This is a genomic window from Ideonella benzenivorans (genome assembly GCF_020387415.1).
Taxonomy (GTDB): Bacteria; Pseudomonadota; Gammaproteobacteria; order Burkholderiales; family Burkholderiaceae_C; genus Ideonella; species Ideonella benzenivorans.
This window is the reverse complement of the sequence record NZ_JAGWCB010000008.1, coordinates 253452-276075: the sequence shown is the minus strand read 5'-3', so window position 1 is coordinate 276075 and position 22624 is coordinate 253452. Positions and strand designations below refer to the sequence as shown.

Here is a 22624-nt window from a genome sequence, read left to right as displayed (position 1 = left end):
CGGCTCAATCCTGCAGTTCGTCCCACTGCCAGACCGTCGCACCGTAGTCGCCGCCGACCTCGGGCATGACCTGTCCAGCTTCGAAGCGCTGGCGGCTGCTGGCGCGTGCCGGGGTGAACCAGAAGCCGGTCTTGGGGCAGGGTTGGTTGGCTTCGCAGCGCAGACGCAGTGAGTGGCCTGGTGATGCAACATCGGCCTGAGTCAGCTTGGCATGCTCGCGAGCCCAGGCCACCAGGTCCTTGGGGTAGTACAGGTACTTGTGCAGGCTGGAATCGTCTTCAATGCCCAGCAGCAGCACGGCCGCGCCCGCCTCGAAGCTCCAGTAGCCGTAGTAGCCGCCTTGGTTGCCGTTCTCGTCGGGCTTGTGACTGTCGTGCCAGCCGGTGCCGGCCAGGTCCTTGTACCAGTGCTTCAGGAACAGATCGAGTTCCTTGAGCTGCTTGGCCTGCGTGTCTTCGGTCAGGGCGTAGAACAGGTTCTCGTAGGGGCGGATCTGGCAGGCGTGGTCCGTCTGATACCGCTTTTCAGGACCGACCACGTGAATCATGAACTCCTCATAGATCACATCGCAGCCGCCATTCGTGCCATCGACGCCGTCCTGGAGCGCAGCCAACCGGGGCAGAAGATCCCTGCGATGCAGCAGGAAACACAGGCCGATCAACTGCATCAGTTGGCAGTAGTCGTCGATGCTGGTGAACTCGAAGACCACTTCATTGCGGTCCTTGCGGAAGGACCACAGCAACTCGCCATAACGTTCGTAAGCTGCAACGACCTGCTCAAGCTCGGACCGCAAGGGCTCAATTGGCTCGCCGGCGGTGTACTTGAAAGTGAGCATGTTGAATCGATCAAGCGCCGCCGACATACGTCCCAACATGTCGCGTTCTGCTTGATTGCGACCGCTGCCATAAGGGTTCGTATCAAAGTAGGCAATTGAATCAACGAGGATCGGCGCAGTGGTCCTATATCTATCTTCCCCCAAGAACTGCTGACGACGCTTCTTATGAAATTCCATGTTCATTGCTCTGCTCAACGTTTGCGGGCAGCACCTTCAAGCCCGGCTCGATTGTCGACAACCTTGTCGATGGCCGCGTCACCCCATTCCCTGGTGACCTCGTGCGCTGCATGAAAGTCTGCCGAGACGTCTTGCTTGGCGATCAACTTGATCAGTGCTTCTGCATGAGCAACGGCTTGCGGAATGGAGAAGAATAGGACGTGACGGGTGTAGTCTGCTTTCCCAACTTTTTTGGCTTCCAATTCACCGGTTGCCTTGGGCAATCGCCGCTGAATCCACCCATGCCCCATCTGCGTGACTTTGCCGTTGGTCTGGCGAATGGTATCGGGGCCACTCGCACTTTTCCCGCCCGTACCTGAACGCCGCTGAAGTCCTCCGGAGTTGCCGCCTTGGCGCTCCGTCTTGTCCCCCGCCTCACCCAGCAGCGCCTTGAGTGACTTGGTCGGGTCATAGCTGGCCTTGGCTTCGATGATGGCGTAGGGCTTGGTGGCCCCTGTGGTCTTCCAGACCGCATCGATGCCACGCCCTCGCACCAACGTCGGCCACAGTTGCACCAAGTGGCCACCATCGTTGAGCTTGGCCAGGTTGATGCCGCCACCGTCGTGGGCGGTCTTGCTGCCCCAGCCCTTGGTGTCCTGGCAGTGGTAGTCGGCCATGTGCTCGCCCATCACGCCCAGGAACTTGTTGGCCAGGGTCTTGAAGCGGGCCGTGCGCTGCTGGGCCGCGTTGGGCGTCTGGGGCTGGGCCGGGTCGCTGTGGGGTGCCTTTTCCTGCGTACCGGCCTTGGCGTGCGTCTCCGGCTTGGCCGCTGGCGTGCCAGTGGGCGCCTTGGCCGCCGGTGGCCCGTCGGCGCTGGTCTTGCGTCCCTTGGCCAGCCAGCCGTCCACTTCCTTCTTGAAGCTGTCGAACTGCTTGGCCAGGTTGGTGCGGATGCCCTCGACGCTCTGCTTGAGCTCGGGACTGAGCCGGCTGGTCAGCCGTGAATCGGCCAGGATGTCGTCCAGGGACTTGCGCAGTGTGGACAGATCGAGCACCTTGCGCAGCAAGGCCTCCGGGTCACCCTTGTAGATCCTTCGGATCATCGCCAGCAGATCGTCCACCTGTGTGGCGCCGGCTTTCACGGAACGCAGCGCCCGCTTGGCGGCGTCGCCCCCACCGGGGATCAGGCCGATGAGGGCGGTGATGAGGTTGAACCAGGCCAGAGGGCTGGCTGGTGCCCCACTGACATCCACCAGCCCTTTGATGATGTCCCGAGCATCCACCACCTGGCCCAGGATGGGCACGCAGCCGATCACCGTCTCCGCCAGGATGGCCCAGGGGGCGTTGTTGTCGCCTTTGACGAAGCTCAGCGCCTCGTTCTTGATCGAGTCGAACCACCCTCCTCGATCGGCCCGGGCTACCGCTGCGCCGCCCTTGGCCACGACTGTTGCGCCGCTCATGCGCCGTCTCCTTGCAGTTCCTGCTGCAGCGACTGCTGTTGTGCTTCGTCCAGGTAGTGCCAGAGGTTCTCGCCAGCGTCGTCGGTGCCCTCGTCGTTGAGTTCGGCACGGACCTCTCGCTGCTCGGTGGTCGCCTGCTCCGCCCAGAAGGCTTCGGCGCGTTCGAGGTAAGCCTTGATGTTGGCCTCTGCCTCTTCATTGGTTTGTGCGCTGGGTTGGAAGTCGTTGGCGGGCAACGCCACCCGGGCCTCAGGCTCAGCCGGGTCCTCGCCATAGAACACGCGGGCCGGCAGATTGGGCACGCCTTCCAGCCGGGCATGGCCGTCGGCATCCAGGTGGCCTTGCCGCTGCGTGCCGTCTTCGAACACCACGGTGTAGGCCGCGCCGGCGACCGGCATCAGCCACTCGTCGTGCAGGTTCAGCTCCATGAACACGGGCGCCTGAGAAACCTGCCCCGTGGGCAGCGCCGGCAAACTCGCCGCCTGACTCCCCCCGCCCAGAAACCCATGCGTGGCCCCCTTGACCGCGAAGCTGCCCGGGGTGGTGACGGTGATGTTGCCGCCTTCGAGCGTGATGCCCGACTGGCCGGCGATGAGTTCGATCTTGCTGTTGGCGCTGATGCGGATCTCGTCGTTGACGCTGGTGATCGTCACGCTCTGGTCGGCCAGCAGCTTGAGCTCATCGGTGTGCGCGCGCAGGGACACCGGCCCGTTGGCGGCCTTGACCTGCAGCCCGCCCTGGTGGGCGTAGAGGCTGGCGGTCTGGCCCGCGGCGATGGACGCGGTGTGGGCGGCCGTGGTTTGCAGGTCCTGCTGCACGACCTGGCTCAGGCGCTGGCCGCTGAACTGCTGCACGCTGGCCGGGGTGGCCAGCAGCTGGGCGGCGGCGCTGTCCAGCACCACGGCGGGTTGGGCGAAGGCCGGGACGGGCTCGCCCTGGCTGGGGTCTCTTCCGTCCGTGGGGATCTTGGCATCCTGCCCGTTGACCTGGTCCGGGTGGCGCCCGTCCTGGCTCGGGTCCAGGGCCTGGTGCAGCTTGACCAGGTCCTGGCCCTCCTCGGTGCTGGAGAGAGCCTGGGCACCGATGGCCTGAGCGGCCTGTGACAGGCGCTGGCCCAGCTCGCTGGCCGATTGCAGCTGGGCCAGGGCCTCGGCCGCGTCCATCTGTGGGCCCTGGGCCGAGCCGTAGGTGCCGCTGCGCGCCTGAGTGCTCACCAGCAGGCCCGCTCCGGCGCGCAGGCTGGCCCAACCCTGGGTGTTGGCCTCGAAGCCGCTGCCGCGCCAGGCCCCGCGCTGGGCGCTGGTCGGGCTCTGGTGGATCAGGTGGCCCAGGCTCAGCTCGCTGCCGCCACCTGAGGAGGATGGGGTGGTGGCCAGCCGGGTGCGCAGCTGGCCGGGGGCGTCGTCCACCACCCATTGCTGCGTGTGCTGCCCATCCAGCGTGCGGCTGTGCAGGCCGGCCAGCACGCCGGGGTGGTTCACGCCGGCGTCCACGCCCGCCGCAAAGGGCGGCGGCTGGTCGCCGTTGCTCAGGCCGCCGGCGATGATGGGGCGGTCGATGTCGCCCTCGATGAACTGCACCGCCACTTCCGAGCCGATGCGCGGCACCCAGACGGCGCCCCAGTTGGCCCCGGCGGCTGGGGTGGCCACCCGCACCCAGGTGCCGCTCTGGTCGTTGCCCGGGGCGTTGCCAGTCTCGTCGGCACTGTAGGCATGCGGCAGGCCGCCGGGGTTGGGGGCGCTGCCGCGCTGGAAGTGGAACTGCACCTTGACCCGGTGGTCGCGCTCGGTGGTGAGGGCTTCATCCTGCAGGCCCACCACCCGGGCGGTGAGCAGGTAGGGCGCGGTGGGCGCGCGTGCGGGGCGCGGTAGCACGGGGGCGGCGGCTGGCACGGCCTGGAACTGGTTGCGGTAGCCGCCCTTGGCCAGGGCCGTCTGCTTGAGCAGCTCGGCGGCCTGGTCGCCCAGGTTGTTGGCCACATGGTGTTCGACGGCCAGCACGGTGAAGGCGTTGTCGGGCCGCGGGTGGCTGGCGGTGAGGGCCGCCGCATAGCTCGGGGCGGTGGTGTTGGCGCCGTACAGCGGGTGGTCGATCAGCTGGAACTGCGCGCCCGCACGCAGCACCCGGGCACCGCCCTGGCCGGCAAAGCGCTTGGCCTGCAGTTCCAGCGCACCCAGTGCCAGGCGGGCGGCACGTTCGGCGGCTTGGGTGTCGGCAAAGCGATACGCCCCGCTGCCGTCGTACTGCTCAAGCCAGGGCACTTCGCCCAGGTCCAGCGCGCTGGCCAGTTCGGCGCTGGCCCCGGCCAGGCTGCGGTAGTTCCAGCTGCCCAGGGCCACGGCGTTGGGGGTGAGGCTGCGTTGGGCGGCAAAGCCGGTGATCGGGTCTTCGAGACCCGCCACCACGGCGGTGGGGTGCAGGCTGGCAAAGCGGATGAGGCCCAGGTCGGCGCGCTCGGCCCCGGCGTCGGTGATGACCATCACATGGCGGGCCTTGCCCTGCTCGTCGGCGGTGGCGGCGTCCTCTTCCCCCAGATGCTCGATGTGCCAGCTCAGGCCCTCGCTGGCCAGCAGGCGCTGCACAAAGGCCCAGTCGCTCTCGCGGTACTGGATGCACAGGGAGCGGGTGCGCAGGGCCGAAGCGTCGGCCAACTCCCAGCGCCACTGGGCTTGGGGATAGTCGGCAAAGATGTCGTCCAGGATCTGGGGGACCGTCTTGTCCTGGAAGACGAAGCTGTCGCGGCGCAGCTGCAGCACGGCCAGCCAGGGTGCCATCACCAGGCGGTAGCGGGCCAGGCCGCCGTCGCTGCCCAACTGGGCGGCCTCGGTCACGTAGCCGTGCCTGGGGGCGTAGCTGCCATCGGCCTGGCGCAGGCCCACGGTCATCTGCTCGCCGATCAGGCGCTTGAGCGGCAGGTAGGCCGAGGTGGAGACCGCGTCCAGGATCAGCTCGAAGCCCTGCCCCTCGGCTTCACGCATCACCAGCCGGGTGGCCACCAGGTTCAGCGCCGGCAGCGCGGTGCGCAGCGTGATCAGCCGCTCGGTCTCTTCCAGCCAGGTGAAGGCGCTGAGGGCGTCGAGTTCAGGGGACAAGGCGGCCATGCGGGGCACCGACGTTTGACGAAGCCGCCAGTGTCGCCAGCCCGCGCATCGTCACCATCCCCCGCCAGAGGGAGTCAGCGTCGAAACACCCGCCTGTGGCAAGGTTTGGATACGGGTGTTACGTCGTGGACAGCCAACCGACCCCGGCCCGCGACGACCTCAGTCTGTTTCGCCGCCCAGCAAGGCGCGCAGCCCCGCCTCGTCCAGCACGGTGATGCCCAGCTCGCGGGCCTTGTCCAGCTTGCTGCCGGCCTCTTCGCCGGCCACCACGTAGTTCGTCTTCTTCGAGACGGAGCCGGTCACCTTGCCGCCCGCGGCCTCGATCAGGGCCTTGGCCTCGTCGCGGCTGAGCGTGGGCAGCGTGCCGGTCAGCACCAGCACCTGGCCCAGCAGCGGGCGCGGCGCGTCGCTGGCCAAACCGACTTCGTCGGGCCAGTGCACGCCGACGGCGCGCAGCTGTTCCACCACCTCGCGGTGGTGCGGCTGGTCGAAGAAGTGGCGGATGCTCTCGGCCACCACTGGACCCACGTCGTTCACCTCCAGCAGCTCTTCGACGCGGGCGTCCATCAGCCGGTCGATATTGCCGAAGTGGCGCGCCAGGTCCTTGGCCGTGGCCTCGCCCACATGGCGGATGCCCAGGCTGAACAGGAAGCGGCCCAGCGTGGTCGTCTTGCTCTTCTCGATGGCGGCCAGCAGGTTCTGGGCGCTCTTGTCGCCCATGCGCTCCAGCGTGGCCAGGGATGTGAAGCCGAGCTTGTAGATGTCGGGGATGGCGCGCACGATGCCCGCGTCCACCAACTGGTCCACCAGCTTGTCACCCAGGCCTTCCACGTCCATGGCGCGGCGGCTGGCAAAGTGCAGCAGGGCCTGCTTGCGCTGGGCCGGGCAGGTCAGGCCACCGGTGCAGCGCCAGTCGGCTTCGCCCTCTTCCCGCTCGATGGGGCTGCCGCACACGGGGCACTGGCCGCCCAGGCGCTTGTAGAGGTCGAAGGGCTCGCCCACGTCCTCGGGGCGCTTGTCCAGCACCACGCCCACCACCTCGGGGATCACATCACCCGCGCGACGGACGATGACGGTGTCGCCCACCCGCACGTCCTTGCGGCGGGTTTCGTCCTCGTTGTGCAGCGTGGCGTTGCTGACGGTGGTGCCGCCGACAAACACCGGCTCCAGCTTGGCCACCGGCGTGAGCTTGCCGGTGCGGCCGACCTGGATGTCGATGTCCAGCAGACGGGTCATCTGCTCCTGCGCCGGGAACTTGTGCGCCACCGCCCAACGCGGCTCGCGGCTGACAAAGCCCAGCTGTTCCTGCAGCGCCCGGTCGTTGACCTTGTAGACCACGCCGTCGATGTCGAACGGCAGGCTGTCGCGCAGCGCCGCGATGCGGTCGTGGAAGGCCATCAGGCCTGCGGCGCCCTGCACCACCGCGCGGTGTTCGCACACCGGCAGGCCCAAGGCGGCCACGGCATCCAGCAGGCCGCTGTGGGTGGTGGGCACGTCCCAGCCCTGCACCTCGCCCAGGCCGTAGGCATAGAAGCTCAGCGGGCGCTTGGCGGCGATGGCCGGGTCCAGCTGGCGCACCGCGCCGGCCGCGGCATTGCGCGGGTTGACGAAGGTCTTCTCGTTCTTGGCCCCGGCGGCGATCAGCGCGCGCTGGCGCTCATTCAGGGCCTCAAAGTCATCTCGCCGCATGAAGACCTCGCCGCGGATCTCCAGCACATCCGGCGTGGCGCCCATCAACCGCAGCGGGATCTGGCCGATGGTGCGGATGTTCTGCGTGACGTCCTCGCCGGTCTCGCCGTCCCCCCGGGTGGCGGCCTGCACCAGCACGCCGCGCTCGTAGCGCAGGTTCATCGCCAGGCCGTCGAACTTCAGCTCGGCGGCATAGTCGATGGGCGCGGCCTCGTCACCCAGCGCCAGTTGGCGACGCACCCGGGCGTCGAAAGCCTGGGCGCCACCCACCGTGGTGTCGGTCTCGGTGTAAATCGACAGCATCGGCACGGCGTGGCGCACCGGGGTGAAGCCGTCCAGCACCTGGCCCAGCACGCGCTGGGTGGGCGAATCGGGTGTGCGCAGCGCCGGGTACCGGGCTTCCAGCGCCTGCAGGCGCTGGAACAGCCGGTCGTACTCGGCATCCGGAATCTCAGGCGCATCCAGCACGTAATAGCGGTGCGCATGGTGGTGCAGCGCGGTGCGCAGCTGGGCGGCTTCGGTGGCGGCCTCGGCCGGCACCGGCGTCTCGTGGGTCGTCATGCGCTCAGCTGAACAGTCGTCGCGCGGCGGCCGTACCAGCCGCCAGGTCATGCTCTTCCAGGGCCCGGTACAAACGTTCCAGCTCCTGGCCGATGGTGGCGAAGGCATGCAGCGTGATTGGCGAGCCGCGGTCGTCCACCAGCGTGGCGTCCAGGTCGTCGGCCAGGCGGCGGGCACATTCCTGCCAGCTGGCAAAGGGCTCGACGCTCTCGGCCGTCTGCGCCACGTCCAGCGTCAGGTACAGGTCGCGCAGCGCAGCCTGGCCCGGGTCTTCCGACAGCGCTGCCTGGGAATCGAAGGACAGCACCAGGATGGGCGGCGCGCCCTCGTCGGCCGACGGCAGCACCAGCCGCCCCGGCACCACGCCGGGCACAAAGCCATGCCGGGCCGCGCACTGCTGGATGTAGCCCACCGACCAGGCCACCGAGTTGGCCCGCAGCACCGCGCCCAGCTGGGCGTCGTGCTGGCTGGCGAAGGCGTCCAGCTCGCGGGCGCGCGCCACCACTTCCAGCATGTCCGGGAAGTCGGCCGTGGCGCCCAGCGCGTCGGCAAAGGGCTGGATCTTCTGCACGAACTCGGAGTATTCGATCTCGTTGAGCGCGCCGCTGCGGTTGGCCATCTGCAGGCCGGCCTGGAACTCGCCATAGCGCTGGCCCGGGCGCGGCAGCTCCCATTCGCCGCTGTCGGCGTTCAGGCCCTCCACCTGGAAGGGCTTGCCGCCGGCACGCCGGGTGGGCGGCAGGTGCTGCAGCGCCAGTTCGCCGGTCACCGGCGCCTCGGGCGACAGAGTGACGATGGCGTCGATCAGTGCGTCGATGCGGATGCTGCGCCGCGGCGGCACGGGGCGCACCGGCGGCTCAGCCAGCGTCGGCTCGGCCGGCGCGCCATCTGCGGCCGCTTCGGCAGGGGCGCCATCGCCCAGCGAGGGCTCGTGCCGTTCGCCCAGGTCGGGCAACGCGCGCGGGCTGGCCTTGCGCGCGGACCAGGCCCCGTGCACCACCACCCCCAGCAGCACCATGCCGGCCAGAATGGCCAGCCCCACGGTCAACGTCATGCCGCCTCCATCATGTTGACGGCGGCTTCCATGTCCACCGCCACGATGCGGGACACGCCTTGCTCTTGCATGGTCACCCCAATGAGCTGTTCGGCCATTTCCATGGCGATCTTGTTGTGCGAGATGAACAGGAACTGCGTGCCCTTGGTGGACATCTCGGCCACCAGCCGGGCATAGCGTTCCGTGTTGGCGTCGTCCAGCGGCGCGTCCACCTCGTCAAGCAGGCAGAACGGCGCTGGATTCAGCATGAAGATCGCGAACACCAGGGCGATCGCGGTCAGGGCCTTCTCACCGCCCGAGAGCAGGTGAATGGTCGAATTCTTCTTGCCCGGCGGCTGGGCCATCACCTGCACACCCGCGTCCAGCACCTCGTCGCCGGTCATGATGAGCTTGGCCGTGCCGCCGCCGAACAGGCTGGGGAACATGCGGCCAAAGCCCTCGTTGACTTGGTTGAAGGTGCTCATCAGCAGGTCGCGGGTTTCCAGGTCGATCTTGTGGATCGCGCCTTCCAGCGTGGTGATGGCGTCGGTCAGGTCGGCGTTCTGCGCGTCCAGGAAGGTCTTGCGCTCGCGCGCGGCGGCCAGTTCGTCCAGCGCGGCCAGGTTGACCGCGCCCAGGCTGGCGATCTCGCGGTTGATGCGGTCGATCTCGCTTTGCAGACCGTGCAGCCGCACCTGGCCCGCCTCGATGCCCTGGGCCAGGACCTCCAGGTCCACCTCGGCGGCGGTCAGCTGTTCCAGGTACTGCTGCCCACCCAGCGCGGCGGCCTGTTGTTCCAGCTGCAGCTTGGTGATGCGCTCGCGCAGCGGGTCCAGGCTGCGCTCGAAGGTGAGGCGCTGCTCGTCGGCCTGGCGCAACTGCTGCGACAGCTCGTCGTACTGCATCCGGGTGGCGGCCAGGGCCTCTTCCTTCTCGGCCCGCACGGCCAGCGCTTCCTGCAGACCGGCCTGGGCCGCGGCGTCGTTGAAGCTGTCGAGCTCCTCGCGCAGTTGCTCGCCGCTGGTGATGTTGGCCTGGATCTGCTGCTGGGCGGTTTCGATGGCACGCTGCAGCTCGCCCCGGCGCGAAGCCAATGCCCGGGCCTGGAACTGGGCCTCCTGGGCCTGGCGCTCCAGCGCGCGCAGCTGTTCGCGCGCGCCCGAGAGCTTGCGCTCGGCCTGGATCACGCCCTCTTCCAGCTCCGCATGGCGCTCCTGGGTGTTGGCCAGTTCCATGTCCAGCTCTTCGAAGCGGGCCTCGCCGGTGGCACGGCGCTCGTTGAGCTCGTCGAGCTGGCCATCGACCTCGGCCAGTTCCTCTTCCAGCTGACCGCGCCGGGTGTTGGCGGCCTCGGCCTGCTGGCTCAGCTGCACCCACTGCACCTGCAGCTGGTGGGCCTGGGACTGGGTTTCACTGGCCTCGCGCCGGGCCTGGGCCAGGCGCTGGGCAGCCTCGGTGTAGGCGGCCTCCAGCCGCACCAGCGCGCTGCGGGCCTCGTCCACCAGCAGCGCCTGGGCGCGGGTGCCGCGCTCCAGGTTCTCGATCTCCTGGGCCCGGCCCAGCAGGCCGGCCTGCTCGGAATCCTCGGCGTAGAAGTTCACCGCAAACGGCGAGACCGCATGGCCCTTCTGGGTGATCAGCAGCTCGCCGTGCTGCAGCTGACTGCGGCGGGCCAGCGCGTCTTCCACGCTGCTGGCGGTGTAGACGCCGGTCAGCCACTCGGTCAGCAAGGCCTGCAGGCCGGCGTCGGCCACCTTCAGCAGCGCGGCCAGCGGGGCCATGCCGGCGGGGGCAGCGGGCGGCGGCGTCACCGTGCCGGTCGGGGGCGAATAGAAGGCCAGCTTGGCCGGCGGTGCGTCCAGCTCGAAGGCCCGCACGGTCTCCAGCCGGCCCACCGACAGCGCGTTGAGCCGCTCGCGCAGCGCCGATTCCAGCGCCACTTCCCAGCCGGACTCGATGTGCACCTGGGTCCACAGGCCTTGCAAGCCGTCCAGCCCATGCTTGGCCAGCCAGGGCTTGAGCTTGCCTTCGGTCTGCACCTTGTCCTGCAGGGCGCGCAGCGCCTCCAGGCGGGCGGTCAGGTCGGCCTGCTTCGCGCTTTCGCGGTTGACCAGCGCCTGCTGGCTGCGGCGCTGCTCGTCCAGCGTGGGCAGCTGTTCGCCCAGCTCCTGCAGGCGGGCCTCGGCCTCGGCGCTGGCCTCCTCGGCCATGGCCAGGTCTTCGCGCAGGGCCGTCAGCCGTTCGCTGTCCGGCGCGGCCAGGCCCTGGCGCTCGCCGGCCAGGCGCTCGCGCCGGGACCGCAGGCCGCGGCTTTGCTCGTCGATGTTGCGGCTCTCGGCCGCCAGCACCTGGATCTGCTGCTGCACCTGGGCCACCACGGCGCGCTGCGCATTGGCCTGGGCCTGGGCGGCGCGCACCGCCTCTTCATGCTGGGGCGAGGCACCGGCCTCCTCCTCGGCCTGGGCGGCCAGGATCTCGGCCTGCTCTTCGGCGGCCGCGATCTGCTCGGCAATGGTGTCCTGTTCGGCCAGCGCCTCTTCGCGGCGCTGTTCCCACTGTTCGTTCTGGGCCTTCAGCTCGGCCAGCCGGGCTTCGGCCCGCTGGCGGCCTTCCACGACGTAGCGGATGCGCTCTTCCAGCCGGCTGACCTCCAGCGAGGCCTGGGCCAGGTCGCCCTGGCGGGCGTGCAGCGCATCGGACGCCTCGTAATGGGCCTGGCGCACCGTCTCCAACTGGGCCTCGACGTGGCGCAGTTCGGCCATGCGCGATTCCAGCGCGTTGGTGGCCTCCAGCATCGCCAGCTTGACCCGCTCCTCCTCGGCCGCCGCGTCGCGGTGCTTGAGGAACCAGAGCTGGTGCAGCTTGAGCGTGCCCTGCTCCTGCAGGCCACGGTAGCGGGTGGCCACCTCGGCCTGGTGCTCCAGCTTGTCGAGGTTGGCGTTGAGCTCGCGCAGGATGTCCTCGACCCGGGTCAGGTTCTCGCGCGTGTCCTTCAGTCGGTTCTCGGTCTCGCGGCGGCGCTCCTTGTACTTGGAGACACCGGCCGCCTCTTCCAGGAACAGGCGCAGCTCTTCGGGCTTGGATTCGATGATGCGGCTGATCGTGCCCTGGCCGATGATGGCGTAGGCGCGCGGGCCCAGGCCGGTGCCCAGGAACACGTCCTGCACGTCGCGCCGGCGCACCGCCTGGTTGTTGATGTAGTAGCTGCTGTTGCCGTCCCGGGTCAGCACCCGCTTGACGGCGATCTCGGCATACTGGTTCCAGACGCCGCCGGCCCGGCCGCTCTCGTTGTTGAACACCAGCTCGACGCTGGCGCGGCTGGCCGGCTTGCGGTTGCCCGAGCCGTTGAAGATCACGTCCTGCATGGATTCGCCACGCAGTTCGCTGGCCTTGGATTCGCCCAGCACCCAGCGCACCGCGTCCATGATGTTGGACTTGCCGCAGCCATTGGGGCCCACCACGCCCACGCGCTGCCCCGGCAGCTGGAAGGTGGTGGGCTCGGCGAAGGACTTGAAGCCGGAAAGCTTGATCTGGTTGAGCCGCATGCAGTGGGAAGGGCGCCAACCCTGCAATGGGCTGGACCTCCTCGCTAAGCTGTTGATTTATGGGTATTTTTTGCCCAGTTTCGGGCATCTGGACTGCCCTGCATGATACCATCGCGGCCTTCCCGTCCGGGCTGGTGCAGCAGCCCGATCCTGTTGTCTGGGCCGCCCGGCCATGCGCCGGCACCGGCCCTGTTTGCTTTGCGCATTGCGCATCCGCTGCCATGGCCCGTACCCCTGCCACCCCCAAGACGCCTGTGAAGACCCCCGCGAAGACCGCTTCGAAGCCTGCGGCCAAGCCGGCCCGCGCCGCCAAGGCCGCCGCCGCGGCCCCGAAGGAGCGCCCGATGCCGGTCAACCCGCCCAGCGCCCCGTCCAAGGAACTGCATGTGTTCCCCAACCCGGCGGCGGAACGCGACTACGTCATCCAGTTCCAGATCCCCGAGTTCACCTGCCACTGCCCGCTGACCGGCCAGCCCGACTTCGCGCACTTCGTCATCGACATGGTGGCCGACAAGCTGTGCATCGAGCTCAAGAGCCTGAAGATGTACATGTGGAGCTTCCGCAACGAGGGCGCGTTCCACGAAAAGGTCACCAACGACATCCTGACCAAGATCGTCCAGACCACCAACCCGCGCTATGTGCGCATCACCGCGCGCTGGTATGTGCGTGGCGGCATCTACACCAACGTGATCGCCGAGCACCGCAAGCGCGGCTGGAAGGGCGACGCCGTGGTGCCGGCCGCCCACCTGCCCCACGCCACCGGCCTTTGACACCTTGCCCAAGCTCGCCCCGCGTGCGCCTGCGCCTGCCGTCCGCCCTCCAGTCTTCGTCGGGCCGCCCGCGCCCGATGCGCAGGCCCGGCTGATGGGCTGCCTGGCGATCCGCCCGCCGTACCAGAAGTACGACGTGGCGGTGCGGCGCAGCCCGATCGACGGCTTCGGCGTGTTCGCGCTGGAGGCGGTGCCGCACTGGCACAAGATCGGCGAGGTGCGGGGCGAGACCATCACCGTGGCCGAGGCCCGGCGCCGCGCCGCCACGCTGCAGCGCATCATGATCGTCGAGGTCTCGCACAAGACGGCGGTGGACCTGGCCCGCTCGACCGACCCGATGCGGTTCACCAACCACAGCTGCCAGCCCAATGCGCGGCTGAGCATCGACGAGGGCCGCATCGAGTTCTACGCGCTGCGCGACATCGCCGTGGGCGAGGAAATCACCGTCGATTACGGCGAAACCCACCACGAAGGCCGGCTGAGCTGCCGCTGCGGCGCGCCGGGCTGCGTCGGCCGGCTCTGAGCCGGTTCAGGCCGGCGCCTGCGGCGCCGGGGTGGGCGCGGGGGCCAGCCAGCGGGCCAGCGCAGCCTGCAAGGCGTCCACGTCGATCGGCTTGGCCAGGTGGGCGTTCATGCCCGCGGCGCGGCAACGTTCGCGGTCTTCCTCATAGACATTGGCCGTCATCGCCAGGATGGGCGTGCGCGCGTGCAGCGGCAGCGCCCGGATGCGCCGCGTGGCCTCCAGCCCGTCCATCAGCGGCATGTGCATGTCCATCAGGATCAGGTCGTAGGCCTGGCTCTGCGCCCGCGAGACGGCCAGCACGCCATCGCTGGCGCAATCGACCACCAGGCCGTGGCGCATCAGCATCGCCTGCGTCACCTCCAGGTTGACCGGGTTGTCGTCCACCACCAGCACCCGCCGGCCCTCCCAGCGCGTCGGCCCCTGGCCCGGCGTCGGCAGGGCGTCGATCGGCGCCAATTCCTGAGGCACCTGCAGCGGCACCACCACCCAGAAGCGGCTGCCCTCCCCCAACTGGCTGGCCACACCGATCTGGCCGCCCATCAGGTGGCAAAGCTCGCGGCTGATGGTCAGGCCCAGCCCGGTGCCGCCAAAGCGCCGGGTGGTCGAGACATCGGCCTGCTCGAAGGCATCGAACACCCGGGCCTGCTGCTCGGGTGACAGGCCGATGCCGGTGTCCCAGACCTCGAAGCGCAGCCAGACCTGCTGGCCCTCGCGGCGCAGCATCTGCGCCCGCAGGCCCACCTCGCCGGTGCCGGTGAACTTGATCGCATTGCCCAGGAAGTTGAGCAGGATCTGCCCCAGCCGGCGCTCGTCGCCGCGCAGGAAGGTGGGCAGCATCGGGTCGACATCGGCGCGCAGGTGCAGGCCCTTGTCGCGAGCGGCCTGCTCCACCATCACGATCGACCGCTGCATCAGGTCGCCGGGCGAGAAGGTCACGGTCTCCAGCGAGAGCTTGCCCGCCTCGATGCGCGAGAGGTCCAGCACATCGTTGATCAGGCTCATCAGGTGGCGCGCCGCAGCGCTCACCTTGGACAGCCGGTCCAGTTGGGCCGGGTCCTGGGTGGCCTCGCGCATCAGGCCAGTCAGGCCGATGATGGCGTTCATCGGCGTGCGGATCTCATGGCTCATGTTGGCCAGAAAGGCGCTCTTCGCGCGGCTGCTGGTCTCGGCCACTTCCTTGGCGCGGGCCAGCTCGGCGGTGCGTTCGCGCACCTCCTGCTCCAGCCGCTGGTTCAGGGTCTGCAGCTGGGCTTCGCTGGCCCGCAGGGCCGATTCCACCTGCCGCCGCTGCGCCAGTTCGTCCGACAGCGAGCGCAGGTTGGTCACCAGGTGCTCGCGCATCAGGTTGAAGGCCCGGCTCAGGCGCTGCAGCTCATCGGTGCCGTGGACGGGCATGTGGCGCGTCAGGTCGCCGCCGGCCACCGCCTCGGCCGTGCGGCTCAGGTCATCCACCGGGCGCGCCATGCGCTCGGCGATGGTCCAGGCGGCGCCCAGGGCCAGCAGGGTGAGCACCCCCATGAAAAAGCCCCAGTCCCGCAGGCGGGCATGGGCCGACAGGTCATATCGGCTGCGCGGCTCATAGGCCAGCACGCGCAGGTCGGTGCCCGGCACCGCTTCGACCGCCCCGCGCAGCCGGTTGCCGCGCCAGGTCAGGTCCACATGCGAGGCCTGGGTGCGGGTCAGCTCGATGGGCAGTGATTCATCGGTGCTCTGGAACTCGGGATCGGTCCAGGCCCGCACCGCGCCGTTCCCGTCGAACACCATGCCTTGCATGGCCGGCTGATCGGCCAGGGCCTCCATCAGCACCTGGCCCAGCAGGCCCTCTTCCAGCCGCACCCGCAGCAGGCCCACCACCTGCGCCTCATGCCGGATGGGGCTGAGCACGAACAGCACGCGGCGCCCGTCCTCGGGCGAATGCATCGGCCCCAGCACCGAGGGATACAGGCGGGCGGCGCCCTGGCGGTAATAGGCCTCCGACGCCTCCTGGCGGCCGACGCGCTGGGCCTGGGTGTCGGCAATGTCGATGCCGGCGCCATCCAGGATGCCCACCGAGGTGGTGTTGGCCGGCTCGCGCAGGCGGATCATGTTGACCACCTGGTTGAGCCACAACGGGTCGGCCCGGGCCGGCTTCATCACGGCCTCGGCCAGCCCCGGGATGGAGGCATCGGCCCGAACGTTGTCCTCCAGGCTGAAGAAGCGCTGGCTCAGCCCGCGGGCGGCTTCCTGGCTCAGTCCCTTCAGGACCTGGTCTTGCGCGCCGCGGATCTGCGCCACATCCTTGCGCACCTGCAGGCCGGACACTAGGCCCAGGGGCAGCACGGCCACCCCGAACAGCATGGCTGCCGCGAACAGGCGGGTTCTCATGGCAGCAACCCCGCTTCCAGCAGGTCGGCTGCGCCCAGCGGACGCACCGCCGAGCCCTTCTCGATGAAGAAGTCGCTGTAGCGCTGCACCACGTCGGCCACACCGGGCCCCCGGCCCTGGGCCCCGATCATCAGCTGCCGGTCATGGGCCAGGTCCAGCAGCTGCAAGCCATGCAGCGAGATCCGGTCCGGCTCGATGCGCACCCGGCGGGAGATCAGCTTGCGGGCCTCCTCCGGATGGGCCAGCCACCAATCCACCGCCTCAAACCAGAACTTGAGGAACAGCTTGAGCAGCCGCGCACGACGCTGGATGGTGGCATTGGTGGCCACCAGCACATCGGCCACCAAGCCGGGCGTGTCCAGGCTGCTGAAGAGCTTCTGCGCGCCGGCGGCGACGGCGCGGGAGGCGTAAGGATCCCAGGTGTGGCCGATGTCGAGCTTGCCGCTGGCCAGCAGCTGCTGCACCTCGGCCCCGTCCGCATTCACCCAGGACCAGCGCGCCGAGCCCAGCTGACGCCGGCGAATGAACTCCTGCAGGAACAGCTCCCCAAAGCCGCCCAGGTTGGTCGCGATGGTGTAGTGGCCGTCCGGACGCAGCTTCAGGCCCCGCCGGGCCAGCACCATGTCGCCACCGGCCGATTCGTCGGTGATCGCGATCACCTTGACCGCCAGGTGCCCCCGGCTGATCGTGAAGATGTCACCCAGCGAGGCGCCCATGACGTCATAGCGGCCGGCCACGAAGTCGGCCAGCATCTTGTCCGTGTCACCGGGGTAGAACACCTTGAGCTGGATGCCGGCCGGCGACAGCCAGCCCAGTTCGTCGGCCAGCACGCCGGGCAGGTAGCCGGGCCAGAGGTCGATGGCCAGGCGCAGGGTCTCGGCCTCCGGCGCGTCGGCCGCCCGCTGGCAGCCCGCCAGCAGGCTGGCCCACGGAGCGCAGGCTGCCGCATGCAGCACGCCTCGCCGCTTCATCGCGCCACTCCCGGCCTGGACATCCGTTGTTCTGCTGTCAAACCACCACCGGGTCCCGCCCGGTCCCAACCCATGGCACATGCCCCGTGGGGCGCTGTGCATTGCCCCTTGGCATTGCCGGGTCATGCTACAGGATTTGTTGCAGGACTTGCCGCGGCGTTTCAAGCAGGCAGCGGCAGCCTCGCTCGCCGATAATCACGCCCCATGAATCCGCTGCTTGGCCGGCTGCACGCCTACCCCTTCGAACGCCTGCGCGCCCTGACGCGCGACATCACCCCCAACCCGGCCCTGCGGCCGATCAGCCTGGGCATTGGCGAGCCCAAGCACCCGGCCCCGGCCCTGGTGGAAGAGGCCCTGTGCGCCCACCTGGGCGGGCTGTCGAGCTACCCGGCCACCGCGGGCGAGCCTGCGCTGCGCGAGGCCATCGCCGGCTGGGTACAGCGCCGATACGGCGTGACGCTGGACGCCGCCAGCCAGGTGCTGCCGGTCAATGGCTCGCGCGAGGCGCTGTTCTCGCTGGCCCAGACGGTGCTGGACCCGGCCGAGCGCGATGCCATCGTCGTCTGCCCGAACCCGTTCTATCAGATCTACGAAGGCGCGGCCCTGCTGGGCGGCGCCAACACCGCCTTCGCCAACAGCGACCCGGCCCGCAACTTCGCCTGCGACTGGTCGCAGATCGACGAGGCCGCCTGGGCCCGCACCCGGCTGGTCTACGCCTGTTCGCCCGGCAACCCCACCGGCGCGGTGATGCCGCTGGACGAGTGGCAGCGCCTGTTCGAACTGAGTGATCGGCATGGGTTCGTGATCGCCAGTGACGAGTGTTATTCGGAGATCTATTTCCGTTCTGAAGCCCCGCTGGGGGCGCTGCAGGCCGCCAAGGCCCTGGGCCGCGACGATTTCCGCAACCTGGTGATGCTATCCAGCCTGTCCAAGCGCTCCAACGTGCCGGGCATGCGCTCGGGCTTCGTCGCCGGCGACGCCCGCATCCTCAAGGCCTTCCTGCTCTACCGCACCTACCACGGCAGTGCGATGAGCAAGACGATCCAACAGGCCAGCATCGCCGCCTGGAACGACGAGGCGCATGTGGAGGCCAACCGGGCGCTCTACCGCCAGAAGTTCAAGCGCGTCACCCCCATGCTGGCCGAGGTGCTGGACGTGAAGCTGCCCGACGCCGGCTTCTACCTCTGGGCGGCCGTGCCCGGCGGGGACGACATTGCCTACAGCCTGGGCTTGCTCGCTCAATACAATGTGGCGGTGCTGCCCGGCAGCCTGCTGGCCCGCGAGGCCCATGGCGTGAACCCCGGCGCCGGACGCATCCGCATGGCCCTGGTGGCCGAGCTCGACGAATGCGTCGAGGCCGCCGAACGCATCGTGGCCTACACCCGAACCCTTCTCTGACTCCCCTCTCCAGCCCTGACATGACGCAACAACTCCAAACCACCATCGAGAACGCCTGGGAACAACGCGCCGAGCTGAGCGCCACCCAGGCCCCGGCCGACGTGCGCGACGCGGTCGCCCATGTCATCGCCGAACTCGACAGCGGCCGCCTGCGTGTGGCCGAGCGCCAGGGCGTGGGCCAGTGGCAGGTCAACCAATGGGTCAAGAAGGCGGTGCTGCTGTCCTTCCGCCTGCACGACAACCGCGTGATGCGCGCCGGCGAACTGGCCTTCTTCGACAAGGTGGACACCAAGTTCGGCGGCATGGACGACGCCACCCTGGCCGCCACCGGCGTGCGCGTGGTGCCGCCGGCCGTGGCCCGCCGCGGCAGCTTCATCGCCAAGGGCGCGGTGCTGATGCCCTCCTACGTGAACATCGGCGCCTACGTCGATTCGGGCACGATGGTCGACACCTGGGCCACCGTGGGCTCTTGCGCCCAGGTCGGCAAGAACGTGCACCTCTCGGGCGGCGTGGGCCTGGGCGGCGTGCTCGAACCCCTGCAGGCCAACCCGACCATCATCGAGGACAACTGCTTCATCGGCGCCCGCTCCGAAGTGGTCGAAGGCGTGATCGTCGAGGAGAACTCGGTGATCGGCATGGGCGTCTACATCGGCCAGAGCACCCCGCTGTTCAACCGCGAAACCGGCGAGATCAGCTACGGCCGCGTGCCCAGCGGCTCGGTGGTGGTCAGCGGCAACCTGCCCAAGACGACCGCCGCCGGCCAGGCCTACAGCATGTACGCGGCCATCATCGTCAAGCGCGTGGACGCCCAGACCCGCTCCAAGACCAGCATCAACGACCTGCTGCGCGGCTGACACGGCGCGCTCGCCCCGCCCGTTGATTGCGCCTATCCTGTCGGCTTCCATGCGAGGGAGAACCTGCCGATGAACATGCAACGTGTGCTGCAGCTGATGGCAGAAAAAGGGGCGTCCGACCTCTATCTGTCGGCCAACGCCCCAGCGCTGCTGAAAATCAACGGGCAACTGGTGCCCATCACCGACCACGTGCTGCCCCCGGCCATGCCGCGCACGCTGCTGGCCGAGGTGCTGACGCCACAGCAGTTGGAAGAGCTGGACCAGACCGGTGAGCTCAACATCGGCATCGGCATCCCCAAGGTCGGCAGCTTCCGCCTGTCGGGCTTCAAGCAGCGCAACAGCATCGCCGCGGTGGTGCGTTGCGTGCCGGTGAAGATCCCCTCGATGGACACGCTGAACCTGCCGGATGTGCTGGCCCCGCTGGCCCTGGAAAAGCGCGGCCTGATCCTGATGGTGGGCGCCACTGGCACCGGCAAGAGCACCACCATGGCCGCCATGCTGGAGTGGCGCAACCAGAACGTCTCGGGCCACATCCTCACCATCGAAGACCCGATCGAGTTCCTGTTCAACAACAAGCGTTCGATCGTCAACCAGCGCGAAGTCGGCCGTGACACGGCCAGCATGCACATCGCGTTGAAGAACGCGCTGCGCCAGGCCCCCGACTGCATCATGATCGGCGAGATCCGCGACCGGGAAACGATGACGCAGACGATCTCCTATGCGCTGTCGGGCCACCTGGTGATGGCCACGCTGCACGCCAACAACAGCTACCACGCGCTGGGCCGGATCCTGTCCTTCTACACGCCCGAGGCCCGCCCCGCGCTGCTGGCCGACCTGTCGGCCGCGCTCAAGGCCATCGTCTCGCAGCGCCTGCTGCGCTCGATGAAGGGCGGCCGCATCCCGGCGGTGGAGGTGATGCAGAACTCCAAGCTCGTCTCCGAGATGATCGAGAAGGGCGACTTCGCTGGCGTCAAGGAGGCCATGGAGCGTTCGCTGGCCGCCGGCTCGCAGACCTTCGAGCAGGACCTGGCCCGGCTGATCAAGGAAGGCATCGTCTCGCGCGACGAGGCGCTGTCCCAGGCCGATTCGCCGACCAACCTGCTCTGGCGCCTGCAGAACGAACAGGCCCCGGTCTCGCGCGTCGCCCCGGCGCCGCCGCCCGAACCGGACGCGCCCTCCTTCACCGAAATCACGCTCGACGTGGTGCCCGACACCCCTCGCGGCGATCCTTCGGTCAGTGCCCGCACGCGCTGACCCTGTCCTGTTGTTCCCCCGATGTCCGATACCCTGCGCCTGGTCGAAGACCTGATCGCCCGCCCTTCCGTCACCCCGGCCGACCAAGGCTGCCAGGATCTGATCGCCCAGCGCCTCACGCCGCGGGGCTTCGCCTGTGAGCACCTGCCCTTCGGGCCGGAGGACTTTCGCGTCCAGAACCTGTGGGCCGTGCACACCGGCCCCCGCCCCGGCCCGACCGTGGTGTTTGCCGGCCACACCGACGTGGTGCCCCCCGGCCCGCTGGCGCCCTGGGGCAGCGACCCCTTTGTGCCCAGCTACCGCGAGGGCAAGCTCTACGGCCGCGGCGCCGCCGACATGAAGACCTCGGTGGCCGCCATGGTGGTGGCGGCCGAGGAGTTCGTGCAGGCCCACCCGGACCATGCCGGCCGCGTCGCCTTCCTGATCACTAGCGACGAAGAAGGCCCCTCGGTGGATGGCACCGTCAAGGTGGTGCAGACCCTGCGCGAGCGCGGTGAGCCGCTGGACTGCTGCATCGTCGGTGAGCCGACGTCGGTGGAGACCCTGGGTGACATGATCAAGAACGGCCGGCGCGGCTCGCTCTCGGGCAAGCTCACCATCACCGGCGTGCAGGGCCACGTGGCCTACCCGCAGTTGGCCCGCAACCCGGTGCACGAGGCGGCGCCGGCGCTGGCCCAACTGGCCGCCATGGTCTGGGACGAAGGCAACGATTACTTCCCGCCCACCACCTGGCAGATCTCCAACATCCACGCCGGCACCGGCGCCACCAACGTGATCCCGGGCGAGCTGGTGGTGGACTTCAACTTCCGCTTCTCCACCGCCTCCACGCCGGAGGGTCTGAAGGCCCGCGTGGCCCAGGTGCTGGACCGCCATGAACTGCAGTGGCGCATCGACTGGACGCTGGGCGGCGAGCCCTTCCTGACCCCGGTGGGCAGCCTGGTCAATGCGCTGAGCGAGGCCATCCGCGCCGAGACCGGTGTCACCACCGCGCTGTCCACCACCGGCGGCACCTCCGACGGCCGCTTCATTGCCAAGCTGTGCGAACAGGTGGTGGAATTCGGCCCGGTGAACGCGACCATCCACAAGGTCAACGAGCACGTGGCCGTGGACAGCGTGGAGCCGCTGAAGAACATCTACCGCCGCACCCTGGAAACCCTGCTGGCCTGACCCATCATGACCGTCCTGGAACTGATCGAGCGCAGCAGCGCCCGCCTCACCGAGGCGGGCGTTTCGTTTGGGCATGGCACCACCAACGCCTTCGACGAGGCCGCCTGGCTGGTCCTCTGGTCGCTGGACCTGCCGCTGGACGCACTCGACGAGGTGGCCGAGCAGCCAGTGCCGCCCGACGAAGCCGCCAAGGCGGCCGAGCTGATCGAGCGCCGCATCACCACCCGCCAGCCCGCGGCCTACCTGACCGGCGAGGCCTGGCTGCAGGGCGTGCCCTTCACGGTGGACCCGCGGGTCATCGTGCCGCGCTCGCTGATCGCCGAATGCCTGGCCGACGCCACCATCGACCCCTGGCTCAGCGACAGCACCCACACCGTGCTGGACCTGTGCACCGGCAACGGCAGCCTGGCCGTGCTGGCTGCGATGGCCTGGCCGGACGTGCAGGTGACCGGCGCCGACCTGTCCGAGGATGCGCTGGCCGTGGCCCGCATCAACATCGCGCGGCACGGCCTGGCCGACCGCATTCGCCTGGCCCGGGGCGATGGCCTCCAAGCCGTCGCCGGCCAGACCTTTGACCTCATCCTCTGCAACCCACCCTATGTGAACGCCGAAGCGATGGCGGCCTTGCCGCCGGAATACCGGGCCGAACCCCAGCTTGCCCTGTCCGGCAATGCCGCCGGCGGGCACGACGGCATGGATTTCATCCGCCCGCTGCTGCAACAGGCCGCGGCGCACATGAACCCCGGCGCCGTGCTGGTGCTGGAGATCGGCCATGAGCGCGACTTCTTCGAAGCCGCCTTTCCCCACCTGGAGGTTGTCTGGCTGCCCACCAGCGCCGGCGACGACCAGGTGCTGCTCGTCACCCGCGATGCGCTGACCGCGCCCGGCGCCCTGCCCGGCCCGGCCTGAGCCCGCGGGGACGTCCCCACCGCATTCGGACGTT

Annotated in this window: 15 protein-coding genes; 7 read left to right on the top strand and 8 right to left on the bottom strand. The window is 69.0% G+C overall.

What is annotated here, in order from left to right; genetic code table 11:
- Positions 1–4: 4 nt before the first annotated feature.
- From KGA65_RS06960 to smc, 6 genes are all read right to left on the bottom strand, one after another.
- The gene (locus tag KGA65_RS06960) at positions 5–835 is read right to left on the bottom strand and encodes a PoNe immunity protein domain-containing protein (RefSeq protein WP_225862419.1); all 831 of its coding nucleotides are present in this window, start codon (positions 833–835) and stop codon (positions 5–7) included.
- 191 nt (positions 836–1026) lie between these two features.
- On the bottom strand, positions 1027–2433 hold the full coding sequence (locus KGA65_RS06955; RefSeq protein ID WP_225862418.1) for a hypothetical protein: 1407 nt from the start codon (positions 2431–2433) through the stop codon (positions 1027–1029).
- A 14-nt stretch (positions 2434–2447) separates the two neighbouring features.
- Complete coding sequence (locus tag KGA65_RS06950) at positions 2448–5552, bottom strand: type VI secretion system Vgr family protein (RefSeq protein ID WP_225862417.1); 3105 nt, start codon at positions 5550–5552, stop codon at positions 2448–2450.
- A 159-nt stretch (positions 5553–5711) separates the two neighbouring features.
- Positions 5712–7802 (bottom strand): NAD-dependent DNA ligase LigA, encoded by a 2091-nt coding sequence (gene ligA / locus KGA65_RS06945; RefSeq protein WP_225862416.1) that lies wholly within the window; start codon positions 7800–7802, stop codon positions 5712–5714.
- Positions 7803–7806: 4 nt separating this feature from the next.
- On the bottom strand, positions 7807–8856 hold the full coding sequence (locus KGA65_RS06940; RefSeq protein WP_225862415.1) for a cell division protein ZipA C-terminal FtsZ-binding domain-containing protein: 1050 nt from the start codon (positions 8854–8856) through the stop codon (positions 7807–7809).
- Positions 8853–12380 (bottom strand): chromosome segregation protein SMC, encoded by a 3528-nt coding sequence (gene smc, locus KGA65_RS06935; protein ID WP_225862414.1) that lies wholly within the window; start codon positions 12378–12380, stop codon positions 8853–8855. The genes KGA65_RS06940 and smc overlap by 4 nt, the downstream gene beginning before the upstream one ends.
- A 344-nt stretch (positions 12381–12724) precedes the next feature.
- Between smc and queF the strand changes: the two genes are divergently transcribed.
- Together queF and KGA65_RS06925 are read left to right on the top strand one after the other, a co-directional pair.
- On the top strand, positions 12725–13150 hold the full coding sequence (gene queF, locus KGA65_RS06930) for a preQ(1) synthase (protein ID WP_225862650.1): 426 nt from the start codon (positions 12725–12727) through the stop codon (positions 13148–13150).
- Between the two features lie 4 nt (positions 13151–13154).
- Positions 13155–13673: an SET domain-containing protein gene (locus KGA65_RS06925; RefSeq protein WP_225862413.1), complete on the top strand. Its 519-nt coding sequence runs from the start codon at positions 13155–13157 to the stop codon at positions 13671–13673.
- 6 nt (positions 13674–13679) lie between these two features.
- On the opposite strand, the gene KGA65_RS06920 is transcribed toward KGA65_RS06925, so the two are convergent.
- Both KGA65_RS06920 and KGA65_RS06915 read right to left on the bottom strand, forming a co-directional pair.
- Entirely contained in the window at positions 13680–16037 is a 2358-nt protein-coding gene (locus KGA65_RS06920) for an ATP-binding protein (RefSeq protein ID WP_225862412.1), read from the bottom strand.
- On the bottom strand, positions 16034–17008 hold the full coding sequence (locus KGA65_RS06915) for an ABC transporter substrate-binding protein (protein WP_225862411.1): 975 nt from the start codon (positions 17006–17008) through the stop codon (positions 16034–16036). The genes KGA65_RS06920 and KGA65_RS06915 overlap by 4 nt, the downstream gene beginning before the upstream one ends.
- Positions 17009–17212: 204 nt before the next feature.
- Here KGA65_RS06915 and dapC point away from each other — a divergent pair, with 204 nt between their 5' ends.
- The 5 genes from dapC (at position 17213) to prmB (ending at position 22590) form a co-directional block, all read left to right on the top strand.
- On the top strand, positions 17213–18406 hold the full coding sequence (dapC, locus tag KGA65_RS06910) for a succinyldiaminopimelate transaminase (protein ID WP_225862410.1): 1194 nt from the start codon (positions 17213–17215) through the stop codon (positions 18404–18406).
- 20 nt (positions 18407–18426) lie between these two features.
- Complete coding sequence (gene dapD, locus KGA65_RS06905) at positions 18427–19260, top strand: 2,3,4,5-tetrahydropyridine-2,6-dicarboxylate N-succinyltransferase (protein WP_225862409.1); 834 nt, start codon at positions 18427–18429, stop codon at positions 19258–19260.
- 63 nt (positions 19261–19323) lie between these two features.
- Entirely contained in the window at positions 19324–20514 is a 1191-nt protein-coding gene (locus KGA65_RS06900) for a PilT/PilU family type 4a pilus ATPase (protein ID WP_375142616.1), read from the top strand.
- A 21-nt stretch (positions 20515–20535) separates the two neighbouring features.
- Complete coding sequence (gene dapE / locus KGA65_RS06895; protein ID WP_225862407.1) at positions 20536–21681, top strand: succinyl-diaminopimelate desuccinylase; 1146 nt, start codon at positions 20536–20538, stop codon at positions 21679–21681.
- Positions 21682–21687: 6 nt separating this feature from the next.
- The gene (prmB, locus tag KGA65_RS06890; protein WP_225862406.1) at positions 21688–22590 is read left to right on the top strand and encodes a 50S ribosomal protein L3 N(5)-glutamine methyltransferase; all 903 of its coding nucleotides are present in this window, start codon (positions 21688–21690) and stop codon (positions 22588–22590) included.
- Positions 22591–22624 lie beyond the last annotated feature (34 nt).